This is a genomic window from Bradyrhizobium sp. SZCCHNS3002 (genome assembly GCF_032377435.1).
In the GTDB taxonomy this organism is placed as follows: Bacteria; Pseudomonadota; Alphaproteobacteria; order Rhizobiales; family Xanthobacteraceae; genus Bradyrhizobium.
Genome location: NZ_JAUHHY010000001.1, coordinates 36,148 through 51,011 on the forward strand (window position 1 = coordinate 36,148; position 14,864 = coordinate 51,011).

Consider the following 14,864-nt stretch of genomic DNA (forward strand, 5'->3'; position numbering starts at 1 on the left):
GACCGCTCGCTAGGTTGATCGCGACAAGGCCGCGCTAACCAAAGTCTCCGCGCCGCCGCAGCAACCGAGGTGACGGATGGCACTCGACAGCATGACGCTTGACATCGTAGCGACCATGGTCGCGGCGCTGCTTGGCGCCATGTTGCTGCACTTCGGACGGCAGGAGAACACGCCGGCGCTGCGCTGGTGGGGCGCGGCCTATGTCCTCGGCGCGGTCGCGATCGCGCTGTGGACGTTGATCGGCGAGCTCTATGGCGAGGTGGTGTCGCTGTTCCTGAGCTCGATCGGCCTGATCGCCACCGCCATGGTGTGGAACGCCGCGCGCGTGTTTCATGGCAAGCCGCCGAGCGTGCCCGGACTCGTGCTCGGCGCCATCGTCTGGATCGCCAGCGGCATGCTGCTCGATCCCTCGGCGCAGGCGCTGCGGCTGACGATCGGCGCCGCGATCGTCGTGATCTATGCCATGCTCACCGCGGCCGAGCTGTGGCAGGAGCGGCGGCGGTCTCTGCACAAGCGCTGGCCGGCGCTGATCGTGCCGGTGATGCACGGCTTCGTCCTGATGCTGCCGATCCTGCTCGGCAACATGCTGCGCGAGTCCGACGGCGCCTTCGCCGGGGCCTGGGTCACGATCTTCTCGATCGAGCTCGTGCTCTACGCTGTCGGCACCGTGTTCGTGATCTTCATGCTGGTGTCGGAGCGCATCGTCAGCGCCCACAAGCGCGCGGCGACCACCGACCCGCTGACGGGCCTGCTCAATCGGCGCGGCTTTGCCGAGTCCTGCGCGCAACTGATCGAGCGCGAGGCGCGCGAGCAGCGGCCGGTCAGCGTGCTGATCTTCGACATCGATCATTTCAAGTCGATCAACGACCGCTTCGGCCACGCCGAGGGCGACGAGGTCCTGAAGATCTTCGCAGACGTCGTGGTCAACAATCTGCGCCTCACCGATCTCTCGGGCCGGATCGGCGGCGAGGAGTTCGCAGCGCTTCTGCCCTGTTCCATCGAAGAGGCCATGGTCGCCGCCGAGCGTGTCCGCGAGGCGTTCGCGGCCTCCGGGGTGGTGCGCGAGGACCAGCCGGTGGACACCACCGTCAGCATCGGCGTCGCCGGCGGGCCGGGCGGGACCGAACTCGACGTGCTGCTCGCGGCCGCCGATACCGCGCTCTACAAGGCCAAGCGCTCCGGTCGCAACCGGGTCGAAGCGTCGGAGGAGCTGCCGCTGTCGCTCGACCGCTACCGCCGCCAGCGCGCCGCCGCTTCTGCCAGCCTGCCGCAGTCGGAACAGGCGGTATTGTCGAGCTGAGGCGCGGCTTTCGCTCTCCCGAGGTCTGGGCTAGACAAGCGGCCCACACCAGGGGAGGCCGACAGAGCATGATCACGGAAATCGCCCAGATCGACGTCAAGCCGGGCACGGAGAAGGATTTCGAGGCCGCGGTGGCCAAAGCACGCGCCGCGTTCGGCCGCTCCAAGGGCTTTCACGGCTTCGAGCTGCACAAGTCGATCGAGAAGCCGCAACGCTACCGCCTGATGGTGAAGTGGGAGACGCTCGAGAGCCACACGGTCGATTTCCGTGGCTCGGAGAACTTCACCGAATGGCGCGGCCTGGTCGGGCAGTATTTCGCCAGCCCTCCGGATGTCGAGCACACCGAGACGGTGCTGACCTCGGCCGGCTGAGCACCGCGTAGCCGCTGCTGCCGACGGAACGCCACCATGACGCATGACGATCTGGTCGAAGCCTACTCCGCGGCGGGACGGCACTACCATGATCTTCGCCACATCCAGGACTGCCTGGCCGAGCTCGCTCGCGTTGCCGACCTCAACGTCCGCGACCGCGAGATCCTGACGCTCGCGATCTGGTGGCACGACGTCGTGTATGATCCGACGCGGTCCGACAATGAGGAGCAGAGCGCCGTCCTTGCCGAGCGTCATGTCGCGGCCGATCTGCGCGACGAGGTCGGACGCCTGATCCGGCTGACCCGCACCCACGATGTCGCGCCCGGCGATCGGCTGGGCGCGCTGCTCGTCTCGATCGATCTCGCCATTCTGGGCAGCGACGAGGCCAGCTACGACGCCTATGCCGATGCGATCCGGCGCGAATATGCTGATGTGCCGGACGACGCCTACCGCGCCGGGCGCGCGGCGGTGCTGGAGCGCTTCGCAAGCCGCCCCGTGATCTATCCGGATGCGGGCTTTGCCGCCGCGCTCGACCGGAAGGCGCGGAGCAATCTCGCCCGCGAGCTGCGCGGCCTTCGATCCTAAGCGGATCAGCTCAGGCGTTTTTGAACGGCCGCATCAGCGCGGCAATGCAGCCTGCGCAGCATCGCATGAGCGAATGTGGCTTGTGTTTTGCCGTCGCGCGACATGCAATGAGATGACACGCGCGTCGCCACGGCGTGCTCTCATTTTCCGGAACTCCGTCATGCCGATCATCAACCGCGCCGCCGAGCTCGCCGAAGACGCCAAGGTCTGGCGCCGCGACTTCCACCAGCATCCCGAACTGCTCTACGAGGTGCATCGGACGGCCGCGCGCGTTGCCGAGCTGCTGAGGTCGTTCGGCGTCGACGAGGTCGTCGCCGGTATCGGCAGGACCGGCGTGGTCGGCGTCATCCGCGGGCGCGAGCCGTCGCAGCGTGTCATCGGCCTGCGCGCCGACATGGATGCGCTGCCGCTGCAGGAGGTCGGCGACCTCCCGCACAAATCGACCATTCCGGGCCGGATGCACGCCTGCGGCCATGACGGCCACACCGCGATGCTGCTGGGCGCGGCGCGCTATCTCGCCGAGACGCGCAACTTCGCTGGCACCGCCATCGTCATCTTTCAGCCGGCCGAGGAGGGCGGGGCCGGTGGCCGTGCGATGGTCGAGGACGGCCTGATGGAGCGCTTCGGCATCGAGGAGGTCTATGGCCTGCACAACGCGCCGGGTCTTCCGCTCGGGACCGTCGCGACGCGCACCGGCGCCGTGATGGCCGCGGCCGACACCTTCGAGGTGCGTCTGAAGGGCCTCGGCGGCCATGCCGCGCGGCCGAACAAATGCGTCGATCCGATCATCGCCGGCGCGCAGATCGTGACCGCGCTGCAGACGATCGTGGCGCGCAACGTCGATCCGGTCGAGAGCGCGGTGCTGTCGATCACGCGCTTCCACGCGGGGACGACCGCCGACAACATCATTCCGCAGACCGCGATCATCGGCGGCACCGTGCGCACGCTCGACGAGGACATCCGCCGTTTGATGGACGAGCGCTTCAAGGGCCTCGTGACCGCGCTCGCGAGCGGCATGGGCGTCGAGGCGGAGATCGATTACGAATGGGGTTATCCGGTCGTCATCAACCATGCGGAGCAGACCGCGTTCGCCGCCGACGTGGCGCGCAGCGTCGTCGGGCCGGATCAGGTCATCACCGACATGCCGCCCCGGCTCGGCGGCGAGGACTTCGCCTATATGCTGCAGGCTCGGCCCGGCGCGTTCGTCTTCATGGGCATCGGCGATGGCGCCGGCGTGCATCACCCCGAATATGATTTCAACGATGACGTGATCCCGCACGGCATCAGCTATTGGGCCAAGCTCGTCGAGACCGCGATGCCGGCGGGCTGAACCGCCGCAACCGATCTCTCAGATCGCGGCGGCGGCGTCCTCGGTGCGGTGGTCGCTCTTGAAATAATCGATCATGACCTTGGCGATCGCCATCAGCGGCAGCGCCAGGGTCAGGCCCCAGACGCCGAACACGATGCCGAGCAGGATCTGGAACGCGAACAGCGTGGCCGGCGGGATGTCCAGCGCCTGGCGCTGGATCAGCGGCGTCAGCACATAGCTCTCCATCGCGTGCACGCCGAGGAACAGCACGAAGGCGCTGACCGCAGCGACCCAGCCGGAGGCAAGGCTCGCCAGCACCACGATGACGCCGGCGATGATCGCGCCGACGGTTGGAATGAACGCCAGCAGGCCGGCCTGGATGCCCAGGATGAACGAGCTCTGCACGCCGATGATGGCAAGGCCGATCCAGGTGACCAGGAAGACCGCGAACATCGTCGTGATCTGGGCGATCAGCCAGCGCTCCAGCGTGTAGCTGATGCGGTCGACGATCACGGTGGCCTGGTCGCGGTACTTCGCCGGCGCCAGGAACAGCAATCCGCTGCGGTAGACCGCCGGCTGGGCCGCGAAGGCCAATCCTAAGAACAGCACGATGAAGAAGTTGCCGACGGCGCTGACGGTGCCGAGCAGCAGCTTGAAGGTCTGGCTGACGATGGCGCCGCCGGAGGAGGCCAGCGCGCTTGGCGAGGGCAGGCCGCCCGGAAGGCCATGGGACGGCGTCTGGGTCGGTGTGGTCGAGCCGCCATCAGGCGCGGCAGTGGCCGTGTTCGCAGCGTTGAAGTCGAAGAAGCTGGTGTCGATGCCGTTGCGGTCGAGGAAGCCCTTGATGTTGCCGAGCTGCGACTTGATCGTATCGCTCAGCACCTTGGCCTGCTCCGCGATGGTGGTGCCGCCCAGGAAGACGATGCCGACGAGCACGGCCGCGAGCGCCACGCAGACGATGACGAGCCGCGCCGGGTGCGGCCAGGGCAGCACGCGGCCGAGCAGGCTGGTCATCGCGTTGAGCGCGACACCGAGCAGCATGCCGGAGAACAGCAGGAACAGCGCCGCAGCGTAATACCAGCTGAAGGCGAGCGCGGCCATGAACAGGATCACCCCGATGCCGCCCACGGCGATGGCCCAGGCCAGGTCGCTGCGGGCCTGGAGGCGCGGGTCGGCGGGGGCGGTCATGGGGCGTCCTCTGTGCTGATCGGCCCCACACATTGGCGAAAACGGCTGGCGGATCAAGCGCAGGCTTGGGATCGGGGTGCGGCGGGGCGCTTGCGGGGTTGTCCGGAATTGGCATTGGCGACCCGCGCCGCCATATGTTGATCCGGCTTTGCGACACAGGCATGATTTGTCGAGGCATGATCTGTGCCTCCGGGCTCATTGGAGATCGAGCCTGGGCTCCCAGGGAGAGAAACGAGGGCCATGAAGCGTCCGGTCGTCGGCGTGATCGGCAACAGCCATCGCGTCGAGAACAGGTTCACCGTGCAGATGGTGGGCGAACGCAACCTGAGCGCCGTGGCCGAGGTCGCAGGCGCGCTGCCGCTGATGTTTGCCGGCGTTCCCGAGATCACCGACATCGCCGCGCTGCTCGATGTCGTCGATGGCGTGGTCCTGACCGGCGCCCGTGCCAACGTGCACCCGACCCGCTTCAACACCGAGCCCAGTCTCAAGCACGAGCCCTACGACATCCATCGCGACGAGGTCGCCCTGCAGTTGACGGAGGCTTGCGTCTCCCGAGGCATTCCGCTGTTCGGCATCTGCCGTGGCCTCCAGGAGATGAACGTCGCCTTCGGCGGCTCGCTGCATCCGGAGATCCGCGAGATTCCCGGCCGCATGAACCATCGCATGCCCCGGCTGGAGAATGGCGAGATCCATCCCGATCCGACCGTCATCTTCGCCGACCGCCACGAGGTGCGGCTGACCCCGGGCGGCGCCTTCGCTGGCATCCTCGGCTGCGAGAGCATCAAGGTGAATTCGCTGCACGGCCAGGGCATCCTCGAGCCGGGCGATCGCGTCGTCATCGAGGGGATCGCCGAGGACGGCACCATCGAGGCCATCCGCATTGCCGACGCGCCGAGCTTTGCATTGGGCGTGCAATGGCACGCCGAATACGATCCGCAGAAGAACCCGATCAACCGCAAGCTGTTCGAGGCGTTCGGGGATGCCGTGAGGAAGCGGCGGCAGTCGTCGTGACGTCGGCCTGAACCCGAGATGCGGCGAAACAGACCTAACGATGCCGGCCGCGTTGTTTCGCAGTCTCACAAGGGTTCATTGATGCGCCATGTCTTGACCACCGTCCTTGCGCTGGCTGTTGCCAGTCCTGCTTCTGCTCAGACCGCGCCGCCGACCGAAGGGCCGATCACCTGCGCGCTGCCCGCGGCCGCGACCGACACGGCGAAGAGCCTGAAGCAGCGCTATGGCAGTGAAGCCGTGATCGAGGATCTGCCGGGGGCGGAGGGGGAGACCTACAAGGGCCTCGTGCTGTTTCCCCGCGCGATGGACCGCCGCATCGAAGTCGCCTTCATCGAAGACAAGACCGCCACGGTGTCCGGACTGACCCTTCGCGACACCGCCAAGACCAGCCGCTGGACCGTGGCCGGCATTTCGATCGGCGCGAGCCTCGCCGCGGTCCAGAAGGCCAACGGCAAGCCGTTCGTCGTCGCGGGCTTCGGCTGGGACTATGGCGGCTATGTCACCGACTTCAAGAACGGCGCCCTCGGGCGCATGCTGCCGGGCGGCTGCTCGGTGACCGTGCGGTTCGGCACCGAGAAGGATACGCCGCGGGCGCTCTCCGGCGATGGCGTGAAGGTGTCGTCCGACAATCCGGCGCTGCTGAAGCTCGCGCCCGTGGTGACCGAGATCGGAGTCAATTTCGCTGCGAAGTAATCGGAGTCATCCCTCGGCGCCGGCTGAGACCGGTGATCGTCACCACCATTGATCGATCACGATGAGTGTCTGCCTCCGCTCGGCGGAAACCCGTACAGCCGCTGGGCGTTATCGGCGAGGACGCGGTTGCGGGCGGCGGCATCGGGCACCCAGTCGGCCAAGAGGTCGAGCAGCTCGCCGACGTTCATCATGTGGCCGCGGTGCGCGACGTGCGGCCAGTCGGAGCCCCAGACGCAGCGGTCGGGGGCGGCCGCGTGGAGGCGGCGGACGAAGGGGACCGTGTCGGCATAGGGCGGTCCGGCGACCGTGTTGCGGTAGGCGCCGGACAGCTTGACCCAGGCGCCGTCGCGCACCAGCGAGACCAGCGTCTGGAAGCCGGGATCGGCTGTCCCGCGCGACACCGGGAAGTGGCCCCAGTGATCGATCACGATCGGCACCGCGAGCCCTTCCAGCCGCGGCGCCAGGGCCGGCAGGTCGGCGGCGTCGATCAGGAACTGCAGGTGCCAGCCGAGCTCGCGGGCGAGCGCGGCGTAGTCGTGCAGCTGATCGAAGCCGATGCCGCCGCCATAGAGAACATTGAGGCGCAAACCGACCACGCCGGCCTGCTGCAACGCCGCCAGCTCGCGGTCCGGCAGGCCGAGCGGGATCACCGCGATGCCGCGCAGCCGCTCGCGGTTGGCGCCCAGCGTCTCGACCATCAGGCTGTTGTCGGTGCCGTGGACGCTGACCTGGACCAGCACGCCATAGGTCATGCCGGTGGCATCGAGCATCGCCAGATAGGAGGCCGCGGTGGCCTCCGGCGGCGTGTAGCTGCGCTCGGCCACGAAGGGATGGCGCGGCGGCAGCCCGATGACATGGGCGTGGGTGTCGACCGCGCCTGGCGGCACGATGAAGCGGGAGGCCCTGCGCGGATGCGGATCGGGCCCCACGCAGGCGGGAGCCCGATCGGCGTCGGGTGCGATCTCACGCATCGGCGTGCAGCACCTTGCCGCGCGTCTCCGGCAGCGCATAGGCGGCGACGAAGAACAGCGCATAGGCGAACAGAGCGAACAGGCAGATCGCGGTGGCGAGCGAGGTCATCTGCGACAGGTAGCCGACCAGGAACGGAAACAGCGCGCCGATGCCGCGGCCGAAATTGTAGCAGAAGCCCTGGCCGGAGCCGCGCAAGCGCGTGGGATAGAGCTCGGTCAGGAACGCGCCCATGCCGGAGAAATAGCCCGAGGCGAAGAAGCCGAGCGGAAAGCCGAGCAGCCACAACAGCTCGTTCGACAGCGGCAACTGGGTGTAGGCGGCGACGACGACCATGGCGCCGAGCGAGAACACCAGGAACAGGTTGCGCCGGCCGAAGCGATCCGCATACCAGGCGCCGACCAGATAGCCGATGAACGAGCCGATGATGAGGGCGGCGAGATAGCCGGTCGAGCTCACGATCGAGAGCTTGCGCTCGGTGGTGAGGAAGCGCGGCACCCAGAAGGTGATCGCGTAGTAGCCGCCCTGGCAGCCGGTCGCCACCAGCGAGGCGAGAATGGTGGTCTTCAGGATCGGTCCCTGGAAGATCTCCAGGATCGACGGGCGGTCGCCGGCGGCGGCGACCTTGGCGCGTGCGGCGGCCGCGACCTCCGGCTCCTTTACAAAGGCGCGCAGATACAGCACCAGCAGCGCCGGCAAGGCCCCGATCGCGAACATCCACCGCCACGCCTGATCGGCCGGCAGCAGCGAGAACAAGGCGGCTTGCGCCAGCACCGCGAGGCCCCAGCCGACGGCCCAGCCGGACTGCACGCTGCCGACGGCGCGGCCGCGATACTGGGCGCGAATGGTCTCGCCCATCAGCACCGCGCCGGCCGCCCATTCACCGCCGAAGCCGAGTCCGAGCAGGGCTCGCAGCACCAGCAATTGCTCGAAGTTCTGCGCGAACGCGCACAGCAGCGAGAACAGCGAGAACCAGATGATGGTGAACTGCAGCGTCCGGACGCGGCCGATGCGGTCGGCGAGATAGCCCGCCGCCCAGCCGCCGAAGGCCGAGGCGAGCAGCGTCACCGTGCCGGCGAGGCCCGCGGTGCCGGCGTCAACCTTCCACAGCGCGATGATCGTGCCGATCACCAGCGGGTAGATCATGAAGTCCATGCCGTCGAGCGCCCAGCCCGTGGCGCAGGCCCAGAAGGTGCGCCGTTCGGCCGTGGTCATGCCATTGTAGAAGCCGGTGAGGCTCGTATCCTCGATCGGCACCACCGTGTCTGCAGCTGTCGACATCCTCGCCTCCCATGCGCCGCTCTTGTTGAACGGTCGATCCGCGGCAGAGTTCGCTGAAAGATCCGGCGGTGTCTGTCAGAAAATCGTCAGGATCGGCGCTGCTGCGTGCAGCCTTGTCAGGAAATCACCGGCCGCCGCGCTGCATGCGGCGATAGCGCGCCGGACTCTCGCCGGTCACCGCCCGGAACGCGGCGCCGAAATGCGATTGCGAGGAGAAGCCGAGCGACAGCGCGATCTCGACGATCGGCAGATCGGAGGTCGAAAGCAGCCGGCGCGCGGCCAGCACGCGCTGCTCGACGACGAACCGATGCGGTGTCGTTCCGGTCGCCTGCTTGAAGCTGCGGAGGAAGGAGGACGGGCTCATCCCCGCCACCTCCGCCATCGCGGCCAGCGTGAGCGGGGCGCCGGGATCGGCGCCCACGAACTCCGCGATGCGCGCCCGCACCCGGTCGTCCAGCGGCGGCGCCTGCTCCGGTCCGGTCGGGCGCTGCGTCGCGTAGCGGTCCGAGACGTGCAGCGCCAGCGTGTAGGCGAACTGCTCGGCGAGCAGTCGGCTCGGCCTGCCGCCATCGCCGCAGCTCTCGACCAGCCGCTTCGCCGCGGCTTCCAGCATCGGATCCTCGGTGTCCCAGGCCTGGTGCGTCAGCGTGACCGGCGCCGCGCAGCCGCGGGAGGCCGCGACCTCCTTCAGCAGGGCATCGCCGAGATACAGAATGAGCAGCGGGCCCGAGCGGACCTCCGGCACGGCATCGACCACCACGCTGCAGCCGGGCTGGCCGATCCGGAAACGCCCGGCGCTGACCGGCGCATCGCGCCGCACCTTGCCATCCTCGATCAGGACGTGACGCCGGACGTCATATAGCGTGATCGCCACCGGGACCGGCAGCTCGCCATACTCGTAAAGATGCGGCCCGGTGACCTCGCTGACCGCCGCGGCAAACCCGGCCGTCGACCACAGGTCGATCAGCGCCGACTGCCGGCGTCCGGTGACGCGCTCGGCATGACGAAGGGGATTGAGCTGCATGGGGAGGGACGTCTGGCTGAATGGCTGATGTAGATTTTAGCGTTGTCTTGCCGGGCTGGCGACCTCCGGGCAGGCAGGGCGCGGCGTTCTCCAGCGTCGCGGGTCGACGTCGCCTCAAGGCCGCCTGATTATCGGCAAATATTATCCGGGTGATATTTGCTATGCAGCGGTGGTAGCGTCGCACAGGAGTGAGGAGACGCCGTGCGCAATTCCATCGTTCTCTTGATGCTGCTTGCCGCGCCGGTATCGGCGCAGACGGCGCCTCCGGCCGACGGGCCGATCACCTGCACCTCCCCGGTGTCGGTCGGCGATTCCGCCAAGAGTCTGATGCAGCGCTATGGCGGGGAGGCGGTGGTCGCGGAGGATCTCTACACTGGCGTGGAGGACATCACGTATCGAGGCGTGGCCCTGCTGCCGCAATCTCCGGACTGGCGCATCGACGTGTTCTTCGCGGATGATGCGATGACCCGCGTTGCACGATTGACGGTGCGAGATGCCAAGACCAGTCACTGGAACGTGGCTGGGGTGACGATCGGTTCGACATTGGCACAGGTTCAGAAGATCAACGGCAAGCCCTTTCTCGTCACCGGGATCGACTCGGATTTCAGCGGTTTCGTCATCAACTGGAAGGGCGGCGTGCTAGGTCGTCCGTTGGCGGGCGGATGCGAAATCGTGGTGCGCTTCGGGCAGGGCAAGGACGTCAGAGGCGCGCCCGATGGCGATCCGGTTGCATCCGACAACGCCACGATGCGTAAATGGGGACCGGTGGTCGAGCAGATCGAGGTTCGCTTCCCCGAGAAATAGCAGCTGCTGCGTTAACGAGCGGGCCTCATGGTTCGAGACGGCGCGCATCTGCCAACAGCGCTTTCACCGGATGACCTGCGCGCGCCTCCTCACCATGAGGAGATGCATCTGACACCACGCGAGATCTCCCACCTTGCGTCTTCTGCGCGAGCTCCATCTCCTCATCCTGAGGAGCTTGGCGAAGCCAAGCGTCTCGAAGGACGAGGCCCGTGATCTTTTTTCAACAAACAACGCGCCATTTAACAAAAAGGCGCCCCGCGAGGGGGCGCCTTCGTGATCCGCCGATCGTGTCGGGCGATCAGCCCGAGTAGTACATGTCGAACTCGACCGGGTGCGGGGTCATTTCGAAGCGCTCGACCTCGGTCATCTTCAGCGCGATGTAGCTGTCGATGAAGTCGTCGTCGAACACGCCGCCGGCCTTCAGGAAGGCGCGGTCCTTGTCGAGGTTCTCGAGCGCCTCGCGGAGCGAGCCGCAGACGGTCGGGATCTGCTTCAGCTCTTCCTTCGGCAGGTCGTAGAGATCCTTGTCCATCGCCGGGCCCGGATCGAGCTTGTTCTTCACGCCGTCGAGGCCGGCCATCAGCATCGCGGCGAAGCCGAGATAGGGGTTGGCCATCGGATCGGGGAAGCGGACCTCGACGCGCTTGGCCTTCGGCGAGGAAGTGTAGGGGATGCGGCACGAGGCCGAGCGGTTGCGCGCGGAGTAGGCGAGCAGCACCGGCGCCTCATAGCCCGGGACCAGACGCTTGTAGGAGTTGGTCGACGGGTTGGTGAAGGCGTTGATCGCCTTGGCGTGCTTGATGATGCCGGCGATGTAGGACAGGCAGGTCTCCGACAGGTCGGAATACTTGTTGCCTGCGAACACCGGCTTGCCGTCCTTCCAGATCGACTGGTGGACGTGCATGCCCGAGCCGTTGTCGCCATACACCGGCTTCGGCATGAAGGTGGCGGTCTTGCCGTAGATGTGCGCGACCTGGTGGATGCAGTACTTGTAGATCTGCATCTGGTCGGCCATCAGGGTCAGCGTGTCGAACTTCATGCCGAGCTCGTGCTGGGCGGAAGCGACCTCGTGATGGTGCTTCTCGACCTTGACGCCCATGCGCGCCATCGCGCCGAGCATCTCCGAGCGCATGTCCTGCACCGAGTCCTGCGGCGGCACCGGGAAGTAGCCGGCCTTGGTGCGGATGCGGTGGCCGAGATTGCCGCCCTCATACTCGGTGTCCGAGTTGATCGGCAGCTCGGAGGAGTCGAGGCGGAAGCCGGTGTTGTAGGGCGAGGAGCTGTAGCGGACGTCGTCGAACACGAAGAACTCGGCCTCCGGGCCGACGAACACGCTGTCGCCCACGCCCATCGACTTCACCATCGCCTCGGCCTTCTTGGCGATGCCGCGGGGGTCGCGATTGTACGGCTCGCCGGTGGTCGGCTCGAGCACGTCGCAGGTGATGATCATGGTGGTTTCGGCGAAGAACGGATCGATCGTCGCGGTGACCGGGTCGGGCATCAGGCACATGTCGGATTCATTGATCGCCTTCCAGCCGGCGATCGAGGAGCCGTCGAACATGGTGCCTTCGGCAAAAATGTCTTCGTCGATCATGCTGACGTCGAAGGTGACGTGCTGCCACTTGCCCCGCGGGTCGGTGAAGCGGAGGTCGACATATTTGACGTCGTTGTCCTTGATTGCTTTCAAGACGTCCTTGGCGGTCTTCATGAATACCCCTCTTGGCTTATAACGTCACGGCCCGGCGCGGGACGGCGTCCGCGGGTCATGCTCCATTAGCCTCGCGCGGGGACCAAGACAATATCGGAAACGCCAAAACGGCCGCGTGCAAGCGCCTCGCAGAGGACGCCTGAGCTGCCGTGAGGGCTGCTGGCGCAGCAAACGTTCTGTGCAGGGCCCGGAGCGGACGGTCCGTTCCAGGCCCCGGGTCAGGCTAGATCGCGTCCAGACCGGATTCGCCGGTTCGGATGCGGATCGCTTCCTCGATGTTGGACACGAAGATCTTGCCGTCGCCGATGCGGCCGGTCTGGGCGGCGCGGCGGATCGCCTCGATCGCACGCTCGACCAGGTCGTCGCCGATCACGATCTCGATCTTCACCTTGGGCAGGAAATCGACGATGTATTCGGCGCCCCGGTACAGCTCGGCATGACCCTTCTGCCGGCCAAAACCCTTGGCTTCGGTGACGGTGATGCCCTGAAGTCCCACTTCCTGAAGCGCCTCCTTCACCTCGTCGAGCTTGAACGGCTTGATGATGGCTTCGATCTTCTTCACTGAGCGCCTCCCGGGCATTCCGCTATAAACAACAGGTGGGTCATCGTCAGGCTGCGCCCACGCGCAGGTCGTTCGATCATTTCGCTACCGGGCCCGACACTCTCCGGCGGAGGCCCGGTGATTGACTGCCCGACTTGCCCCGTGCCGAAGTGGCTCCACAAAAGCAGGGTCTATGCCAAGTCGTTAACGGGCCCAAATAGGGCCGATAATCAGGCATTTCACGAGCGCCCTGACGATTCCCTCAAGGAACGTCTAGAATACCGGAGCCTTGAGATTAGGCAAACAGATCAAACGTTGTGCAGACATCGACGATCCAGACGCGCGCTGTCCGAAATGCCCAGGGAAAAGGCGACATGCCGGGTTTCGTCGCGTCTTGCCAGACGCGCAGCGCCCTTGGAAGTTGCGGGCCGGCGCGGCAATAGGAAGCGCGGGATTCGCGCGCGCCGGCTCCTCGGGACGGGGCGCCGACGCCCGCTGAGACGCGATGGGGACGATATCACGCAGCCGGCGCTAGACGGCGGCTGGGGACGAGAGCGGCGATGGAAATCTTGACCACGAGCGAAATGGAGCGCGCCGACCGGCTGACGATCGCAGCCGGCACGCCGGGCTTTTCGCTGATGCTGAGCGCCGGCCAGGCAGTGGCCGAGGCGGCCATGGACCTGGTCGAGACCGGGCCGATCGTGGTGGTCTGCGGGCCGGGCAACAATGGCGGCGACGGCTTCGTTGCCGCGGCCGAACTCGCCGCGCAGGGCAGGGACGTCTCGGTCATCCTGATGTGCGAGCGCGACGCGTTGCACGGCGACGCGGCCTCCGCCGCCAAGGGCTGGAAGTTTCCGGTGCTGCCGTTCACGCCGCAGGCGATCGGCAGGCCGGCGCTGATCATCGACGCGCTGTTTGGCGCCGGCCTCAGCCGGCCCGTCACCGGCGAGCCTCATGACGTCATCGCAGCGATCAACGGCAATGGCGCGCCGGTGCTCGCGGTCGACCTGCCGAGCGGCATCAACGGCACCACGGGCGCGGTGATGGGCATCGCAGTCCGCGCCACCGAGACGGTGACCTTCTTCCGCAAGAAGCCGGCGCATCTGCTGCTGCCGGGCCGCCAGCATTGCGGGCGCGTCCGGCTCGCCGACATCGGCATCGCTCCCCAGGTGCTCGCGGAGATCAGGCCGCAGGCCTTCGAGAACGATCCCGAGCTGTGGCAGGGCCATTTTCCGGTGCCACGCATCGACGGCCACAAATACGCCCGCGGGCACGTGCTGGCGATGTCCGGCGACGTCACCGCCACGGGCGCGGCGCGGATGGCCGCGCGGGCCGCGTTGCGGGCCGGCGCCGGCCTCGTCACGCTGGCCTCGCCGCGCGATGCGCTGGCGGTCAATGCCGCGGCGCTGACGGCGGTGATGGTGCGCGCCGCCGACACCGCGATCGCGTTCGGCGAATTGCTCGGCGACAAGCGCTACAACACCTGCATCATCGGGCCCGGCACCGGCGTCAGCGAGCGCACGCGCGACCTCGTCTACACCGCGCTCACGGCGCAGCGTCACCTCGTGCTCGATGCCGACGCGTTGACGAGCTTCGCCGACGCGCCGGAGCGGCTGTTCGAGCAGCTCAGGGCGATGGCCGAGGCGCAGATCGTGCTGACACCGCACGAGGGCGAATTCCCCCGGCTGTTCTCCGATCTCAGCAACAAGCATCCCGGCCGCTCCAAGCTGGAGCGCGTCCGCGCGGCAGCGGTGCGCTGCGGCGCCGTGGTGCTGTTGAAGGGCGCCGACACGACGGTGGCCGCGCCCGACGGCCGCGCCGCAATCGCCGCCAACGCACCGCCCTGGCTCGCCACCGCCGGCGCCGGCGACGTGCTCGCCGGCATCATCGCCGGCATGCTGGCGCAGGGTGTGCCGGCGTTCGAGGCCGCCTGCATCGGCGTCTGGATGCATGGCGAGGCGGGCAACGAGGCGGGGCCGGGGCTGATTGCCGAGGACCTGACGGAGACGCTGCCCGCGGTGTTCCGGCGGCTCTATGACCGGTTCGGGATCGAGTATTGAGCAGGGCGAGCCGTCGCCCG

The 14,864-nt window shown here is 67.2% G+C and carries 14 protein-coding genes; 8 read left to right on the plus strand and 6 right to left on the minus strand.

What is annotated here, in order from left to right; translation table 11 throughout:
• Positions 1-76 precede the first annotated feature (76 nt).
• The 4 genes from QW845_RS00175 to QW845_RS00190 all read left to right on the plus strand — a co-directional run bounded on the left by QW845_RS00175 (position 77) and on the right by QW845_RS00190 (position 3,586).
• The gene (locus tag QW845_RS00175; RefSeq protein ID WP_315799675.1) at positions 77-1,300 is read left to right on the plus strand and encodes a GGDEF domain-containing protein; all 1,224 of its coding nucleotides are present in this window, start codon (positions 77-79) and stop codon (positions 1,298-1,300) included.
• Positions 1,301-1,368: 68 nt separating this feature from the next.
• Positions 1,369-1,671, plus strand: a complete 303-nt coding sequence (locus QW845_RS00180; RefSeq protein ID WP_315799676.1) for an antibiotic biosynthesis monooxygenase family protein — start codon at positions 1,369-1,371, stop codon at positions 1,669-1,671.
• Positions 1,672-1,707: 36 nt separating this feature from the next.
• Positions 1,708-2,256, plus strand: a complete 549-nt coding sequence (locus tag QW845_RS00185; protein WP_315799677.1) for a phosphohydrolase — start codon at positions 1,708-1,710, stop codon at positions 2,254-2,256.
• Positions 2,257-2,416: 160 nt separating this feature from the next.
• Positions 2,417-3,586: a M20 aminoacylase family protein gene (locus QW845_RS00190; RefSeq protein ID WP_315799678.1), complete on the plus strand. Its 1,170-nt coding sequence runs from the start codon at positions 2,417-2,419 to the stop codon at positions 3,584-3,586.
• 18 nt (positions 3,587-3,604) lie between these two features.
• On the opposite strand, the gene QW845_RS00195 is transcribed toward QW845_RS00190, so the two are convergent.
• Positions 3,605-4,753: an AI-2E family transporter gene (locus tag QW845_RS00195; RefSeq protein ID WP_315799679.1), complete on the minus strand. Its 1,149-nt coding sequence runs from the start codon at positions 4,751-4,753 to the stop codon at positions 3,605-3,607.
• Between the two features lie 240 nt (positions 4,754-4,993).
• Between QW845_RS00195 and QW845_RS00200 the strand changes: the two genes are divergently transcribed.
• The gene (locus tag QW845_RS00200; RefSeq protein WP_315799680.1) at positions 4,994-5,764 is read left to right on the plus strand and encodes a gamma-glutamyl-gamma-aminobutyrate hydrolase family protein; all 771 of its coding nucleotides are present in this window, start codon (positions 4,994-4,996) and stop codon (positions 5,762-5,764) included.
• Positions 5,765-5,845: 81 nt separating this feature from the next.
• Positions 5,846-6,457, plus strand: a complete 612-nt coding sequence (locus tag QW845_RS00205; protein ID WP_315799681.1) for a hypothetical protein — start codon at positions 5,846-5,848, stop codon at positions 6,455-6,457.
• Positions 6,458-6,513: 56 nt separating this feature from the next.
• Here the strand turns inward: QW845_RS00205 and QW845_RS00210 are convergent, their stop codons facing one another.
• The 3 genes from QW845_RS00210 to QW845_RS00220 all read right to left on the minus strand — a co-directional run bounded on the left by QW845_RS00210 (position 6,514) and on the right by QW845_RS00220 (position 9,731).
• Positions 6,514-7,428, minus strand: a complete 915-nt coding sequence (locus tag QW845_RS00210) for an amidohydrolase family protein (RefSeq protein WP_315799682.1) — start codon at positions 7,426-7,428, stop codon at positions 6,514-6,516.
• Entirely contained in the window at positions 7,421-8,707 is a 1,287-nt protein-coding gene (locus QW845_RS00215) for an MFS transporter (protein WP_315799683.1), read from the minus strand. Before QW845_RS00215 ends, QW845_RS00210 begins: the two co-directional genes overlap by 8 nt.
• A 124-nt stretch (positions 8,708-8,831) precedes the next feature.
• Positions 8,832-9,731: an AraC family transcriptional regulator gene (locus QW845_RS00220; protein ID WP_315799684.1), complete on the minus strand. Its 900-nt coding sequence runs from the start codon at positions 9,729-9,731 to the stop codon at positions 8,832-8,834.
• Between the two features lie 201 nt (positions 9,732-9,932).
• Here QW845_RS00220 and QW845_RS00225 point away from each other — a divergent pair, with 201 nt between their 5' ends.
• Positions 9,933-10,535: a hypothetical protein gene (locus tag QW845_RS00225; protein ID WP_315779418.1), complete on the plus strand. Its 603-nt coding sequence runs from the start codon at positions 9,933-9,935 to the stop codon at positions 10,533-10,535.
• 298 nt (positions 10,536-10,833) lie between these two features.
• Here QW845_RS00225 and glnA read toward each other — a convergent pair whose 3' ends face one another.
• On the minus strand, positions 10,834-12,243 hold the full coding sequence (gene glnA, locus QW845_RS00230; protein WP_315799685.1) for a type I glutamate--ammonia ligase: 1,410 nt from the start codon (positions 12,241-12,243) through the stop codon (positions 10,834-10,836).
• 223 nt (positions 12,244-12,466) lie between these two features.
• Positions 12,467-12,805 carry a P-II family nitrogen regulator gene (locus tag QW845_RS00235; protein WP_009027873.1) on the minus strand — a complete coding sequence of 113 codons (339 nt, stop codon included), beginning with the start codon at positions 12,803-12,805 and terminating at the stop codon, positions 12,467-12,469.
• A 539-nt stretch (positions 12,806-13,344) separates the two neighbouring features.
• On the opposite strand from QW845_RS00235, the gene QW845_RS00240 reads away from it, so the two are divergent.
• A complete protein-coding gene (locus QW845_RS00240) occupies positions 13,345-14,844 on the plus strand; it encodes an NAD(P)H-hydrate dehydratase (RefSeq protein ID WP_315799686.1) in 1,500 nt (499 codons plus the stop codon).
• Positions 14,845-14,864 lie beyond the last annotated feature (20 nt).

What these genes read in the sequence shown, in the direction of transcription:
- QW845_RS00195 (WP_315799679.1), bottom strand. Translation starts at nt 4,753, where the DNA reads ATGACCGCCCCCGCCGACCCGCGCCTCCAGGCCCGCAGCGACCTGGCC.
- glnA (WP_315799685.1), bottom strand. Translation starts at nt 12,243, where the DNA reads ATGAAGACCGCCAAGGACGTCTTGAAAGCAATCAAGGACAACGACGTC.
- QW845_RS00175 (WP_315799675.1), top strand. Translation starts at nt 77, where the DNA reads ATGGCACTCGACAGCATGACGCTTGACATCGTAGCGACCATGGTCGCG.
- QW845_RS00220 (WP_315799684.1), bottom strand. Translation starts at nt 9,731, where the DNA reads ATGCAGCTCAATCCCCTTCGTCATGCCGAGCGCGTCACCGGACGCCGG.
- QW845_RS00210 (WP_315799682.1), bottom strand. Translation starts at nt 7,428, where the DNA reads ATGCGTGAGATCGCACCCGACGCCGATCGGGCTCCCGCCTGCGTGGGG.
- QW845_RS00190 (WP_315799678.1), top strand. Translation starts at nt 2,417, where the DNA reads ATGCCGATCATCAACCGCGCCGCCGAGCTCGCCGAAGACGCCAAGGTC.
- QW845_RS00205 (WP_315799681.1), top strand. Translation starts at nt 5,846, where the DNA reads ATGCGCCATGTCTTGACCACCGTCCTTGCGCTGGCTGTTGCCAGTCCT.
- QW845_RS00215 (WP_315799683.1), bottom strand. Translation starts at nt 8,707, where the DNA reads ATGTCGACAGCTGCAGACACGGTGGTGCCGATCGAGGATACGAGCCTC.
- QW845_RS00185 (WP_315799677.1), top strand. Translation starts at nt 1,708, where the DNA reads ATGACGCATGACGATCTGGTCGAAGCCTACTCCGCGGCGGGACGGCAC.
- QW845_RS00180 (WP_315799676.1), top strand. Translation starts at nt 1,369, where the DNA reads ATGATCACGGAAATCGCCCAGATCGACGTCAAGCCGGGCACGGAGAAG.
- QW845_RS00240 (WP_315799686.1), top strand. Translation starts at nt 13,345, where the DNA reads ATGGAAATCTTGACCACGAGCGAAATGGAGCGCGCCGACCGGCTGACG.
- QW845_RS00200 (WP_315799680.1), top strand. Translation starts at nt 4,994, where the DNA reads ATGAAGCGTCCGGTCGTCGGCGTGATCGGCAACAGCCATCGCGTCGAG.